This window comes from Kribbella sp. NPDC059898, assembly GCF_042730855.1.
Lineage (GTDB): Bacteria > Actinomycetota > Actinomycetes > Propionibacteriales > Kribbellaceae > Kribbella.
On sequence record NZ_JBHWKR010000002.1, the window covers coordinates 513,453 to 526,312 of the forward strand.

Genomic DNA, 12,860 nt, shown 5'->3' on the forward strand with positions numbered 1-12,860 from the left:
GGAAATATCAGGCAACTTTCCAGGTGCGATCGCCGAGGCTTGCTACCAAGTCGACTGTGCCTCCGAGAGCGGTGACGTACGCGCGGATAACGTCGATGCCGGAGATCTCACCGTTCTCGATCTTCGAGATCCGGGCCTGCGAAACCTTCAAGAGCTCCGCGAGGCCTGCCTGTGTGAGACCTGCCGCCTTGCGCATCTCCGCAAGCTGATGTCCGCGAACATACGCATCCAGCCGCTCCCGAGCCGCCTTCTTGCTCTCCGCACGCTCGGCATCGGTCCGTGGGTCGACGGCACGGCCCTTGGCCTTGGCCTTCTCCCACTTCACGTAGTCACTCATCGTGCTCCTCCTTCAGCGCAATCAGATGCTCGGCAAATCGGTCATCGGCCAGCGGAATCGCGGTCTGGTACCAGCGCTCCCAGCGCCCGGACTTGTCGCCAGCCACTAGGATGATCGCCTCGCGAGCCGGATCGAATGCGAACAGCATCCGGATCTCGCTATGCCCCATCGACGGCGGCCGTAGCTCTTTCATGTTCTGGAACCGGCTACCTTTCACCCGGCCGTCCCGCTGTCGGTCCCTCATCAGCCAGCTGATCGATCGCTGCCTCCATCAGAGTGGCCGTCCCTGGCTCGTTCTCGCAGACATCCAGATACCAGGCTTCGACCTCCTGATGGAGGCTGATCTCCCATCTCACCAGCAGAGTATAACCGATCAATCATATCTGCAGAGAGTCAGAGGGCGGGGATGATGTCCTTTCCGTACGACGTCAGGGTCTGTTGCTTGGCGTCGTGCTGGAGGTAGAGGGCGAACTGGTCGACGCCGAGGTCCTTCAGTTCGGCCAGCCGGGACAGGTGGTTCTCGACCGGGCCGAGGATGCAGAACCGGTCCACGACCTCGTCCGGGACGAACGTCGTGTGCGTATTCCCGGCCCGGCCGTGCTCGGCGTAGTCGTACCCCTTCCGCCCCTCGATGTAGTCGGTGAGTGCTTTGGGTACGGCGCCCGACGTACCGTAGCGGGCGACGATGTCGGCGACGTGGTTCCCGACCATGCCGCCGAACCAGCGGGTCTGCTCGCGCTGGTGCTCCAGGTCGTCCCCCACGTACGCCGGCGCGGCGACGCAGAACTTGATCGCCGCCGGATCACGGCCCGCCTGCTCCGCGGCCCGGCGTACCGCGGTGATCATCCACTCCGCGATGTCCGGGTCGGCCAGCTGCAGGATGTACCCGTCGCCGACCTGCCCGGTCGCTTCCAGGGCCTTGGGCCCGTACGCCGCCACCCAGACGTCGAGCGCGCCGTGGTCGACCCACGCGAACTTCAACTGCTGCCCGCGGTACTCGACGGTCTCGCCGCGGGCCAGCGCCCGGACGAGCTCGACGCACTGCTTCAGCTCCGCGATCGTGCCGGGCTTCGCGCCGAGCGTCCGGAGCGCCGAGTCGCCGCGGCCGATCCCGCAGATCGTCCGGTTGCCGAACATCTCGTTCAGCGTGGCGAACTGGGACGCGATCACGGTCCAGTCCCGGGTCCCCGGGTTCGTCACCATCGGCCCGACGATCACCCGTCGCGTGCTCGCCAGGATCTGGCTGTAGATGACGAACGGCTCCTGCCACAACAGGTGCGAGTCGAACGTCCACACGTAACCGAACCCCGCGTCCTCCGCCTGCCGGGCCAGCTGCACGACCGTGGACGCGGGCGGATCACACTGGAACACCACACCGAAGTCCACGCTCTCCCCCTACATCAGATAGGACGACAGGCCGCGCTTGAGGAACTTCCCGCGTCCCTTGCGGCCCTGGTAGTTGCCGTCGGCCACGATCACCTCGCCGCGCGAGATCACCGTACCCACCCGGCCCCGGATCTCGACCCCTTCGTACGCCGAGTAGTCCATGTTCATGTGGTGCGTCGCGACGCCGATCCGCGTCGTACCGTTCGGGTCGTAGACCACCAGGTCCGCGTCGGAACCGGGCTGCACGACACCCTTCTGCGGGTAGAGCCCGAACATCCGGGCCGGCGTGGTCGCGATCGTCTCCACCCAGCGCTCCAGCGACAGCTTGCCGTCCACGACGCCCTGGAAGACCAGGTCCACGCGGTGCTCGACGCCGCCGATCCCGTTCGGGATCTTGGAGAAGTCGCCGAGGCCGAGCTCCTTCTGGTCCTTCATGCAGAACGGGCAGTGGTCGGTGGACACCACCGCGAGCTCGTTGTTCCGCAGGCCTTTCCACAGATCCCGCTGGTGCGACTCGTGCTTGCTGCGCAGCGGTGTCGAGCAGACCCACTTCGCCCCCTCGAACCCGGGCGCACCAAGCTGGTCTTCAAGGGTCAGGTACAGGTACTGCGGGCACGTCTCCGCGAACACGTTGCGGCCCTCGTGCCGCGCCGCCGCGACCTTCTCCAGCGCCTGGCTCGCGGACAGGTGCACGATGTACAGCGGGCAGTCCCGGGCGACCTCGGCGAGCGCGATCGCCCGGTTCGTCGCCTCCGCCTCGAGCGCCGCCGGGCGGGTGATGCCGTGGTGGATCGGGTCGGTCTCGCCGCGTTCGATCGCCTGCTGGACCAGGACGTCGATCGCGATCCCGTTCTCGGCGTGCATCATGATGATCGCGCCGTTCTCCCGCGCGGTCTGCATCGCGCGCAGGATCTGCCCGTCGTCGGAGTAGAAGACGCCCGGGTAGGCCATGAACAGCTTGAAGCTCGTGATGCCCTCGTCCGCGACCAGCTGGTCCATCGCCTTCAGCGCGTCCGCGTCGACCCCGCCGAGGATCATGTGGAACGCGTAGTCGATGTGACAGTTGCCGTCGGCCTTCGCGTGCCATGCCGCGAGTCCGTCCTGCACCACCTCACCGGTTCGCTGTACGGCGAAGTCGATGATCGTCGTGGTTCCGCCGTACGCCGCCGCGCGGGTGCCGGTGTCGAACGTGTCGCTCGCCGCGGTACCGCCGAACGGCAGCTCCATGTGCGTGTGCGCGTCGATCCCGCCCGGGATCACGTACTTGCCGGCGGCATCGATCACCTGATCGGCCGTGACCTGTGGGGTGAACGACGGGTCGAGGACCGCGACGATCTTCTCGCCGTCGACCAGCACGTCCGCCGTCCTGGTTCCGGTCGGTCCGACGACGGTTCCACCCTTGACGAGCAACGACATCCGCGGTCCCCTCTACGGTTTGGTCAGGTCTCCGTACGCGTCGGGCCGGCGGTCGCGGTAGAACTGCCAGCGGTCCCGGACGGTGTCCAGCAGGCCGAGGTCCAGGTCGCGGACGATCAGCTCCGGATCGTGGTCGTGCCCCACGTCGCCGACGAACTTCCCCTCCGGGTCGACGAAGTACGACGTACCGTAGAAGTCGTTGTCGCCGAACTCGGACTCGATGCCGACCCGGTTGATCGCGCCGATGAAGTACTCGTTCGCGACCGCACTCGCGGGTTGTTCCAGCTTCCACAGGTACGCCGAGAGCCCGCGGCTGGTCGCCGACGGGTTGAACACGATCTTCGCGCCGGCCAGCCCGAGCGCGCGCCAGCCCTCGGGGAAGTGCCGGTCGTAGCAGATGTACACGCCGATCCGCCCGACGGCCGTGTCGAAGATCGGGTACCCGAGATTGCCCGGCCGGAAGTAGAACTTCTCCCAGAACCCCTTCACCTGCGGAATGTGGTTCTTCCGGTACTTCCCGAGGTAGGTGCCATCGGCATCGATCACCGCGGCGGTGTTGTACAGCACCCCCGGCTGCTCCTGCTCGTACACCGGCAGCACCATCACCATCCCGAACTCCCGCGCCAACTCCGCGAACCGCTCGGTGGTGGGGCCGGGGACGGATTCGGCGTACTCGTAGTACTCCGCGTCCTGCTGCTGACAGAAGTACGGCCCGTAGAACAGCTCCTGAAAACAGATCACCTTCGCGCCCGCCGCAGCCGCCTGCCGCGCGTAGTCCTCGTGCGCCTTGATCATGGACTCCTTGTCACCCGTCCAAGACGTCTGAACAAGCGCAGCCCTGACAACGTCCGCCACAAGAACCTCCCCAAGTAGCCGAGCACTCATCCTCCATCCGCCGCAGCCCACCCGTCAACGGATGCCCAACACCGACGTCACCGCCCGCCTGAGCGCCACCTCGAGCACCCCGGTGCCGACAAGCTCCAGCTGCACCTCCGGCCAGACCGAACCGCTCGAGACCTCCGCGCCGGCGAGAACAGCCTCGCCACTCGCCCACAGCGTCAGCCGAACCAGGCGACCGTCCGCCGCGAAGTCGATCCACAGCGAGGGATTGTCACGCCCACCAGACGACCGCTCCACCCCAAGCTCCACCCCGCGCGCCCCGCACGAGACCCGATGCCTCTCGACCCACTCGATCGCATACTCGAACAGCCCGTCCACGATCTCGCTCATCAGCCGGCCGCCCGGCAACAGCGCCCGCCACGGTCCAACTCCGCCCGTCGGGAGCCGTCAGAGCCAGCGTCCAGTACGAATCCTCGGTCGCGCTCCGATCCAGCGCACACACCTCTTCGACCCCACCGATCAAACAGGTCACCGGCTGCACCAGGCGATAGTCACTCATCGGCCGGTTCCCTCCTCAACCTCCGCGGACCGGTTCGATCCAGCGATCGTAACGGCCGGCGGTTCGAACTCACGCCACAACAGGTGTCCGCATTCACAGTCCCGACATTCGCCGGTTGCGGAGTGGCGGTTCGGTGGTGGGGAGCGGTATCGGGCGGATGGGACCGGCTGTTGGGTCCGGTGGGCAGCGGCTGGTGCGGGGCCGGGCTAGAGGTTGAGGGTGCGAGGGGCGGCCGGGGCGACGCGGCCGCCTACGGTGGCGTGGGTTGGGGGTTGCCAGGTGGTGTGGAGGTGGGAGCCGGTGCCTTGGATGATGTGGAGGTCGCGGGCCAGGAGGGCTGTCAGTTGGGTTACTGCGGAGCCGGTCGCTTCGTCTTCTTCGACGTTCATGGCGGGGGCGAAGGCTCGGGCCCGGATGATGCCGTTCGGCTCGTCCTGCCAGGACCACAGGTAGGTGTGGCCGGCGGTGTATGAGAACGGGGTGGCTGACAGGACGTCCTCGGGGGTGGGGAGCTCGTGCCAGTCCCAGGTGCTGCCCGAGGTGGTGTCGGCTCGTACGGCGAAGAGGTCGCCGGAGCGGGTGACCTGGATGAGGCCGGCGGGGACGTGGAGGGTTTCGACCGGGTGGCCGTGGGTGTGGAGGTACGCGGCGGCGCCGACGGTGGGGTGCCCGGCGAAGGGCATTTCGCCGGTAGCCGAGTAGATACGGAGCGTGCCGGTGGCGGCGTCGTCGACGTACACGGTCTCGCTGTAGCCGAGGGCCGCGGCGACCGTCCGGCGGTCGGGTTCGGGGACGAGCGAGCCGTCGACGATGCCCAGGGGGTTGCCGAACCGGCCGTCGGGGTCGGTGAAGACCCGGACGACCTCGACGTGCACGTTCGTCAACCGAAGATCAACTACAGAACGGCGATCGCGGCGACGACGGCGATCAGGATCACCGCGGCACCGACGATGGCCAGCACCCGGCCGTTGATCTTGGGTTCGGTCTTGGCCTCGGTCTGGCCCTCGTTGACGAAGGCGCGGAACATCTGGGTGCTCGCGCCCGGGTCCTGCTCGTTCTCCACGTTCTGCGGGACGTTCTGGTCAGCCATGGCCCAAGACCCTACCTGTCGCGGGTGTGCGGTCAGCAGCCCGCCCGCCCAGACCTCACACAGACCTGATGTACCATTTGGTACATGCGCTTCGATCACTCCACCACGATCCAGGCCGCGCCCGAGCGGGTCTGGGAGGTCTTCAGCGACGTCGAGCGGTGGCCCGACTGGACCCCGACCGTCGAATCCGTCGAGCGGCTGGACGCGGGCCGGATCCACGTCGGCGCCCGGACCCGGATCCGCCAGCCCAAGCTGGCGGTGGCGGTCTGGGAGGTCACCGAGTTCAAGGACGGTGAGTACTTCGAATGGGTCGCGAAGGCTCCCGGGATGCGGACCACCGGCGGCCACCGGGTGATCAGTACGCCCGACGGCACGGTCGCGACCGCGACGATCGTCCAGGAGGGTCCGCTCGCCTGGCTGTTCGGCCGGATGTACGCCCGGCTGACCCAGAGCTACATCGAGACCGAGACCGCCAGGCTGAAGGAGATCAGTGAGTCGGCAGACGCTGCTGGCTGAGGCGGTCGAGCACTTCGCGAAGAACGGGATCGGGGACGCGAGCCTGCGGACGATCGCGTCCTCGATCGGCACCAGTCACCGGATGCTGATCTACCACTTCGGCTCCCGCGAGGGCCTGCTGGCCGAGGTGGTCCGCACCGTCGAGCAGCAGCAGCGCGACCTGCTCGCCGATCTGTCGGACCTGCCGATCGAGGAGCAGGCGGAGCAGTTCTGGCGCCGGGTGACCGAGGCGACGCTGATCTACGGCCCGCTGTTCTTCGAGTTGAGCGCGCACGCGATGCAGGACCTCCCGCACACCGAGCCGCTCAAGGCGGACCTGATCAACGTGTGGCTGCCGCCGTTGACGGACCTGTGCATCCGCGCGGGCCTCCCCGCCGCCGAGGCCCCGACGTACGCGCGGCTCGGTCTGGCGGCGTCCCGCGGGCTGCTGTTCGACCTGTTGCTGACCGGTGACCGCGCGGGCGTCGACGAGGCGTCGGCGCTGCTCAACCGGCTGTTCACGCTCCAGGTTCGGTAGGTACCTCGACCCGGCCGGCGACGATCGGCAGCCGCGAGTCCCGCAGTACGGCGACGAACGCGAACGGCCGGTCGAACGCGACCTCGAGCCGCCGCTCCCGGCCGGTCACCATCGCGGCCCGCGTCATCGCCATCGCGGTCACCGCCGCCGCCTCGAACCCGGTCGCGAAGAACCGCGCGAGCACCCGCTGCTGCGCCTGGTCGATCCGCAGCGGCGTGGGACTGAGCGCGCTGAAATGACCTCGCGCGCCCGGATCCGACGACACGGTCGTCAGGCCGAAGATCTCCCGCGACTTCATCAGGTCGTGCCGGACGTCGATGCTGAACGCCGGCAGCGAGACCTGCACCTGCTGCCGCGACGCCGTCGTCTCCCCGATCCGCACCCCCGGCGCGGCCTCCCAGCCGACGTCGCCCTGGTCGATCAGCTCGGCGCCGGACAGACCGCCGTCGGGGTCGGCGGCGGCGTCCAGCAGCCCTTCGAGTACGTCGGCCAGGTCCGTCTGCGGCTGCCCGATCCCGAGCAGTACGTCGACGTCCGCGTCGCCGGCCACCGTGACGACCGTGAGCCACGCGGCCGACGGATGCTCGTACCGGCGGACGCTGTCGAGGTCCGTCGTGGAGCGTTCCAGCCACTTCCACGAGCCGATCCACGGGCCGTCCTGCACGCGCCGGGTCTGTTCGGTGAACGGGCGTACCCACTTCGTCCGCAGCAGGATCGCCGACGCCAGCAGCAGTTCGACGCCGCCGTTCAGGTCGACCGGCATCTCGCGGATCAGGTCGTCGGTGTGCTCGGCCGCCCAGGCGTCCAGCTTCGGCTTGTCGACGGCGGGTTTGCCGGTCAGCATGCCGACCAGCGGCGCGGGTACGACGCTGTCGAACGTCTCCGCGAGCTTGAGCTGCTCGTCCACCCACACACCGAGCGCCGCGTGCAGGTCGGACGAGCGCTCGATCGCCTCGATCAGCCGGATCGCGTCCGTCGCACCGGTCGACGGATCCACCCCGGCGGCCGCCGCGAGCTCCGTGCGCCCCGGCTCGTCCGCGCCGGCCGCCAGCAGCGCGATCAGCGGCCAGACCCCGAGCCCGGCGATCACGGTGTTCTCGGCGGGCAGCACCCGCGCCCAGCGGCTGGTGAGCTCGTTGACGGCACGCACCACGTCGGCATCCATACCGTCCACCCTGCCACGCCCGGATGCCCAGGCCATCACAATCGCGCCTCGAACCATCCCCTGAGCGTCCCGCCGCCCGCATGCGGCCGATTGTGATGGCCTGGCGATCCCCTACGAGTGATTCACCCAGCCGGCGACGACGGGTACGCCGGTCGGCCGGTGCACCGCGACGAAGCCGAACGGCCGTTCCAGGTTCACGTACAGCGCCTTCGCGTCGAACGTCGGCGCCGCACCGGCCGCCATCGCCATCGCCGACACGGCCGCCGCCTCGAACCCGGTCGCGGAGAACCGCGCCATCACGACCTGCCGCGCCTGGTCGATCGCGAGCGGCTGCGGACTCAACCCGGGAAAGTGCCCGCGCGTCTTGTCGGACCCCGCGGTCAACCCGAACACGGCCGGATGCTCCAGCAGGTCGTGCTCCGCGTCGATCTCGAAGTACGGCATCGAAAGGATCACCGTCGACCGCATCGCCTCGATCACCTCGACCCCGGGCGCGGACCGCTCCGACGCGAGCACCTCGGCGCCTGGGATGCCCTCGTCGTCCAGCGTCAGCGCAGCACCCAGCACCGCCGCGCGCCCACCGTCCCCGACCACCAGCCGTACGTCGAACTCCCCGGCGCCGCGCACCGTGACCACGGTCAGCGGACCCGCCACGCTGTCGTGCACCCGCAGGCTGTCCAGGTCGTCGTCGGACCGGCTCAACCAGCGCCGATCGTCGCGCGGGTACTCGTCGAACGGCAACTCCCAGTCGGTCTTCAACGCCAACGCCGACGCCAGCACGAGCAGTACGTCTGGCGTCATCTCGACCGGCATCCGCCGCAGCAGCCCGTCCGTCTGCTCGACGACCCACGCGTCGAGCGCGGCCTGATCGGTCAGCGTCCCGCGGACCTCGGGCGGCAGGAACCGGTCCACGCCCGCCTGCAGTTCGACGTCCGGCCGCGTCCAGAGCCCGAGCGCCATTCGCAGTCCGGCCGCCTCGAGCGGGCCGCCGTACCGCTCGCCGGCCGCCTCCGCCAGCTCGGTGTGGGCCGGCTCGTCCGCGACCTCGGCGAGCATCGCGAGCAGCGGCTGTACGCCGAGCCCGGAGACCACGGTGCTGTCCTCGCCGGGCAGTTCGGCGATCCAGCGCGCGGTCAGCCGGCCGATCTGCTGAGCATCCACTCACCCATCCTCGCGCATCACCCCGCGTGTACCGAACGGTGCAGCTCGGTCTCCACCTTCCGCGGGGCACGGCGGCGGACGATCGTGCACGCCATCCCGCCGATCACCAGCACCGCCGCGATCGCCTGCTGCGGCCCGACCGCCTCGCCGCGCAGTACCCAGGCCGCGGACATCCCGACGACCGGCACCAGCAGCGAGAACGGCGCGACCGTGCTCGCGTCGTACTGCCGCAACAGGTAACCCCAGACGCCGAACCCGAACAGCGTCGCCGCGAACGCCAGGTACGCGATCGCCCCGATCCCACTCAACCGGATCCCCCGCAGCGCGTCCACGTCGGCGTGCGCGCCTTCCGTGAGGAGCGAGAGCAGCAGGAGTGGTACGACGGCCACCGCGCTGACCCACACCATGAAGCGCAGCGTGTCCGGCGGCTTCGCGTACCGGGTGATCGTGTTCGACACGCCCCAGAAACCGGCGGCGACGATCACCAGCACGATCGCACCGACCGGCGCCGACAGCTTCTTGTCCAGCACGATCAGCGCGATGCCGACGCACGCGATCACGATGCCGGCGAGCTGCGCCGGCCGCGGGCGTTCCCGCAGTACGGCGATCGCGAACAGCACCGTGAAGATCACCTGGCTCTGCAGGACCAGCGACGACAGACCGGCCGGTACGCCGTGGTCCATCGCGATGAACAGCAACCCGAACTTCGCGACGCCGAGCGCCAGCCCGACGCCGACGACGTACCGCCACGGGACCTGCGGTTTGCCGAGCAGGAAGATCGCCGGTACGGCGGCGAAGAAGAATCGCAGCGCGGACAGCAACAGCGGCGGAATGCCCTCCAGGCCGACGTCGATGACGACGAAGTTGATGCCCCAGACAACGACGACGGCGAGTGCGAGGAGCAGGTCACGAGGCTTCATACGGTCAAGTGTCGGCGGGAGTACACTTAAGGACCAGCACCGATTGCTACCGCCTTCAATGTAGGAGTGCTACATGCTCGATCTCGGCCGGTTGCGCGCGCTGCACGCCGTCGCGCAGTACGGATCGGTCAATCGCGCGGCCGAGGTGCTCGGGTACACGCCGTCCGCGGTGTCGCAGCAGCTCGCCAAGCTGGAGCGGGAGACGCGCACGACACTGATCGAGCGGCAGGGGCGCGGGATCGTGCTGACCGACGCGGCGCGCCGGCTGGCGGCTACGGCATCCCGGATCCTCGAGCTGGTCGAGGACGCCGAGCTGACGCTGGAGGAGCAGCGCGGGCAGGCGATCGGGACGCTCGGCATCGCCGCCTTCCCGACCGCGGCGCGCGGGCTGCTGCCACCGGCGCTGGCGCGGCTGGTCCACGATCACCCCGGTCTGGACGTCCGGGTCCTGGAGACCGATCCGTTCGAGGGCGTGGCGGCGGTGCATCGCGGCGAGCTCGACATCGCGATCGTCCACGACTGGCACAACACGCCGCTCGGTCTGCCCGAGGGCCTGTCGCGGGTGAAGCTCGGCGCGGACCCGGCCGACGTCCTGGTTCCGGCCTCGCATCGCCTGGCCGGCAAGGAGTTCGTCCGCGCGGAGGACCTGGTCGGCGAGCGGTGGATCTGCCAGCCGGCCGGGTCGATCTGCCACGAGTGGCTGATCCGGACGATGCGCCGCGCGGGCGTCGAGCCGGAGGTCGCGTACTCGGTCGCGGAGTACCAGACCCAGCTCGCGATGCTCGCCCGCGGGCTGGGCATCGGCCTGCTCCCCCGGCTCGGCCGCGGCCCGGTCCCGGACGGCGTGGTCGTCGTACCGCTGCAGCCCGCGCCGAGCCGCCGGCTCTACGCCGTCTGGCGGACCACCACGTCCCGCCGCCCCGCGATCACGGTCGCCCTCGGCACCCTGAAAGCCGCCTGGCCCGACCGCGACACGGCGTGAAACGTTGACAACGCTCCGCGACAACCCTTAGGTTCGCCTGAACTGTTAGGAAACCTTCCTAATGATCCTCCCCGACGCCCCCTCGGAGGAAGCTCATGCTCCCTACCCTGATCGCCGGCGCGCTCCTCGCCGCCTCGACCGTCCTGCCGGCCCAGGCCGACGTCAGCACCTCGGCCGAACTCAAGGCCGCGCTGGCGAACGCCAAGCCCGGCGACACCATCAAGCTTGCCGACGGCACCTACACCGGCAACTTCAAGACAACGGTTTCCGGCAGTTCCGGAGACCCGATCACGCTGACCGGCTCCACGAAGGCGGTGCTGAAGGCGAGTGGCGGCTACGGCCTGCACCTGAACGGCGCGTCGTACTGGAACGTCCGAGGCCTCACGGTCACCGGCGGCCAGAAGGGCATCATGGTCGACAGCGCCACCCACGTCACGATCGACGGCGTGACCGTGCACGGCCTCGACATGGAGGGCGTGCACTTCCGGAACAGCTCGACGTACGGCGTGATCAAGAACTCGCGCATCTACGACACCGGCAACGACGGCCGCGGGATGGGCGAGGGCGTGTACGTCGGCACCGCGGGCGGGACCTCGGACAGGTCCGACCACGTGCAGATCGTCGGCAACACGATCGGCCCGGACGTCGGCGGCGAGGCGGTCGACCTGAAGGAGGGGACGACCGGCGGGCTGGTGTCCGGGAACAGCTTCGACGGCAAGGGCCTGACCGGCGCGAACTTCGACGACAGCTGGGTCGATGTCAAGGGCAACGACTACGTGATCGAGAACAACACCGGAAAGAACACCACGAACAACGGGTACGAGACGCACACCCAGCAGTCCGGCTGGGGCTGCGGGACGGTGTTCCGCGGCAACAGGTCCGACCTCACCGGCGCGACCGGCAGCGGGCGGTACGCGTTCAACATCACCAACTACAACGCATCGAACTGCAAGGTGACGGTGGCCCGCAGCAACACGATGACCGGCGGGAAGGCGCTGACCAACCCGGGCATCCCGGTCAGCTGACGAAGACTCCCCGGCCGCCCTGCCCGGCGGCCGGGGACCGGTCCGGCTGACCCGCCCCGGCAGCCGGGCCGTTCGTCTTCCGGCAGGCGGGAGTCGCGACCGGTGCGTCGACGATCCGGCGGAGCTTGTCCTCGGTCGCGTCGTCGAACGCCGTGTACACGGTCGCCCGCAGCGGCCCGAGCTGGGACAGCCACAGGTTCACCGGATCGATCCGGAGCAGCCCGAACCCGTCGACCTGCAGCGTCTTCATCCGGGTGCTCGGCGCGGCCACGTCGTACCGCTCCCACAGCTCGGCGAAGTACGGCGAACTGGTCAGCAGCCCCTCGATCAGGTCCTGCCAGAGCGCCTCGCCGACGTGTTCGGCCGACGCCGAGCGGAACGACGCGACCATGTGGTGCTTGGTCGTCTCGGCGTCGACGAAGTTGCACTTCCAGGCGTCCGACACGAAGTTCAGCCAGAGCATGTTCCGCTCCTCGACGGGCACCTGCTCGAGGTCGATGACGACCCGGCAGTACGCCTCGTTGAAGGCGAGGATGTCGTACCGCTCGTTCAGCACCAGCGCCGGGTACGGCGAGACCGCGTCGAGCGTCTTCCGCACGGACGGGGGCAGCGCCGAGCATGCGCCCTGCGTCGGACCGAACTGCAGGCCGGCCAGCCGGTACAGGTGGTTGCGCTCCTGCCGGTCGAACCGGAGCGCGGTCGCGATCGCGTCCAGCACCTGTGCGGACACGTTGATGTCGCGGCCCTGCTCCAGCCAGGTGTACCAGGTGACGCCGACGCCGGCGAGCAGCGCGACCTCCTCGCGGCGGAGTCCCGGCGTACGGCGGCGGCCGCCCGGCGCGAAGCCGACCTCGTCCGGCCGGATGCGCTCCCGGCGGCTGCGCAGGAACACCCCGAGCTCGCGGCGCTGCGCGGTTGCCGTTGTGTCGGTGGTGGCTGTCATGCT

General features: G+C 69.1%; 16 protein-coding genes. 4 read left to right on the plus strand and 12 right to left on the minus strand.

Features of this window, described 5'->3' with window-relative positions; all coding sequences use genetic code 11:
• Positions 1 to 7: 7 nt before the first annotated feature.
• From ACFV9C_RS08015 to ACFV9C_RS08050, 8 genes are all read right to left on the minus strand, one after another.
• Complete coding sequence (locus tag ACFV9C_RS08015; protein WP_380191581.1) at positions 8 to 337, minus strand: helix-turn-helix domain-containing protein; 330 nt, start codon at positions 335 to 337, stop codon at positions 8 to 10.
• Entirely contained in the window at positions 330 to 530 is a 201-nt protein-coding gene (locus ACFV9C_RS08020) for a type II toxin-antitoxin system RelE/ParE family toxin (protein ID WP_380191583.1), read from the minus strand. The genes ACFV9C_RS08015 and ACFV9C_RS08020 overlap by 8 nt, the downstream gene beginning before the upstream one ends.
• A gap of 200 nt (positions 531 to 730) precedes the next feature.
• The gene (locus tag ACFV9C_RS08025) at positions 731 to 1,723 is read right to left on the minus strand and encodes a TIGR03842 family LLM class F420-dependent oxidoreductase (protein WP_380191584.1); all 993 of its coding nucleotides are present in this window, start codon (positions 1,721 to 1,723) and stop codon (positions 731 to 733) included.
• Positions 1,724 to 1,732: 9 nt separating this feature from the next.
• On the minus strand, positions 1,733 to 3,139 hold the full coding sequence (gene hydA, locus ACFV9C_RS08030) for a dihydropyrimidinase (RefSeq protein ID WP_380191586.1): 1,407 nt from the start codon (positions 3,137 to 3,139) through the stop codon (positions 1,733 to 1,735).
• Positions 3,140 to 3,151: 12 nt separating this feature from the next.
• Positions 3,152 to 3,994 (minus strand): nitrilase-related carbon-nitrogen hydrolase, encoded by an 843-nt coding sequence (locus tag ACFV9C_RS08035; RefSeq protein WP_380191588.1) that lies wholly within the window; start codon positions 3,992 to 3,994, stop codon positions 3,152 to 3,154.
• A 54-nt stretch (positions 3,995 to 4,048) separates the two neighbouring features.
• Positions 4,049 to 4,369 (minus strand): hypothetical protein, encoded by a 321-nt coding sequence (locus ACFV9C_RS08040; protein WP_380191589.1) that lies wholly within the window; start codon positions 4,367 to 4,369, stop codon positions 4,049 to 4,051.
• A gap of 375 nt (positions 4,370 to 4,744) precedes the next feature.
• The gene (locus ACFV9C_RS08045) at positions 4,745 to 5,413 is read right to left on the minus strand and encodes a PhzF family phenazine biosynthesis protein (protein ID WP_380192304.1); all 669 of its coding nucleotides are present in this window, start codon (positions 5,411 to 5,413) and stop codon (positions 4,745 to 4,747) included.
• A 20-nt stretch (positions 5,414 to 5,433) separates the two neighbouring features.
• Positions 5,434 to 5,628, minus strand: coding sequence for a hypothetical protein (locus ACFV9C_RS08050; protein WP_380191590.1), 195 nt, complete (start codon positions 5,626 to 5,628; stop codon positions 5,434 to 5,436).
• Positions 5,629 to 5,712: 84 nt separating this feature from the next.
• Between ACFV9C_RS08050 and ACFV9C_RS08055 the strand changes: the two genes are divergently transcribed.
• Both ACFV9C_RS08055 and ACFV9C_RS08060 read left to right on the plus strand, forming a co-directional pair.
• On the plus strand, positions 5,713 to 6,144 hold the full coding sequence (locus ACFV9C_RS08055) for an SRPBCC family protein (RefSeq protein WP_380191592.1): 432 nt from the start codon (positions 5,713 to 5,715) through the stop codon (positions 6,142 to 6,144).
• On the plus strand, positions 6,119 to 6,661 hold the full coding sequence (locus tag ACFV9C_RS08060) for a TetR/AcrR family transcriptional regulator (RefSeq protein ID WP_380191594.1): 543 nt from the start codon (positions 6,119 to 6,121) through the stop codon (positions 6,659 to 6,661). The genes ACFV9C_RS08055 and ACFV9C_RS08060 overlap by 26 nt, the downstream gene beginning before the upstream one ends.
• Here ACFV9C_RS08060 and ACFV9C_RS08065 read toward each other — a convergent pair.
• The 3 genes from ACFV9C_RS08065 to ACFV9C_RS08075 all read right to left on the minus strand — a co-directional run bounded on the left by ACFV9C_RS08065 (position 6,642) and on the right by ACFV9C_RS08075 (position 9,907).
• Positions 6,642 to 7,826 carry a serpin family protein gene (locus ACFV9C_RS08065; protein ID WP_380191596.1) on the minus strand — a complete coding sequence of 395 codons (1,185 nt, stop codon included), beginning with the start codon at positions 7,824 to 7,826 and terminating at the stop codon, positions 6,642 to 6,644. The two genes, ACFV9C_RS08060 and ACFV9C_RS08065, sit on opposite strands and share 20 nt — an antisense overlap.
• Before the next feature lie 111 nt (positions 7,827 to 7,937).
• Complete coding sequence (locus tag ACFV9C_RS08070) at positions 7,938 to 8,987, minus strand: serpin family protein (RefSeq protein ID WP_380191598.1); 1,050 nt, start codon at positions 8,985 to 8,987, stop codon at positions 7,938 to 7,940.
• Positions 8,988 to 9,004: 17 nt separating this feature from the next.
• Positions 9,005 to 9,907: an EamA family transporter gene (locus ACFV9C_RS08075; RefSeq protein ID WP_380191599.1), complete on the minus strand. Its 903-nt coding sequence runs from the start codon at positions 9,905 to 9,907 to the stop codon at positions 9,005 to 9,007.
• Between the two features lie 73 nt (positions 9,908 to 9,980).
• Between ACFV9C_RS08075 and ACFV9C_RS08080 the strand changes: the two genes are divergently transcribed.
• A complete protein-coding gene (locus ACFV9C_RS08080) occupies positions 9,981 to 10,889 on the plus strand; it encodes a LysR family transcriptional regulator (protein ID WP_380191601.1) in 909 nt (302 codons plus the stop codon).
• A gap of 95 nt (positions 10,890 to 10,984) precedes the next feature.
• Positions 10,985 to 11,914, plus strand: coding sequence for a nitrous oxide reductase family maturation protein NosD (locus tag ACFV9C_RS08085; RefSeq protein ID WP_380191602.1), 930 nt, complete (start codon positions 10,985 to 10,987; stop codon positions 11,912 to 11,914).
• Here ACFV9C_RS08085 and ACFV9C_RS08090 read toward each other — a convergent pair.
• On the minus strand, positions 11,907 to 12,857 hold the full coding sequence (locus ACFV9C_RS08090; protein ID WP_380191604.1) for a helix-turn-helix transcriptional regulator: 951 nt from the start codon (positions 12,855 to 12,857) through the stop codon (positions 11,907 to 11,909). The two genes, ACFV9C_RS08085 and ACFV9C_RS08090, sit on opposite strands and share 8 nt — an antisense overlap.
• Positions 12,858 to 12,860: the final 3 nt, after the last annotated feature.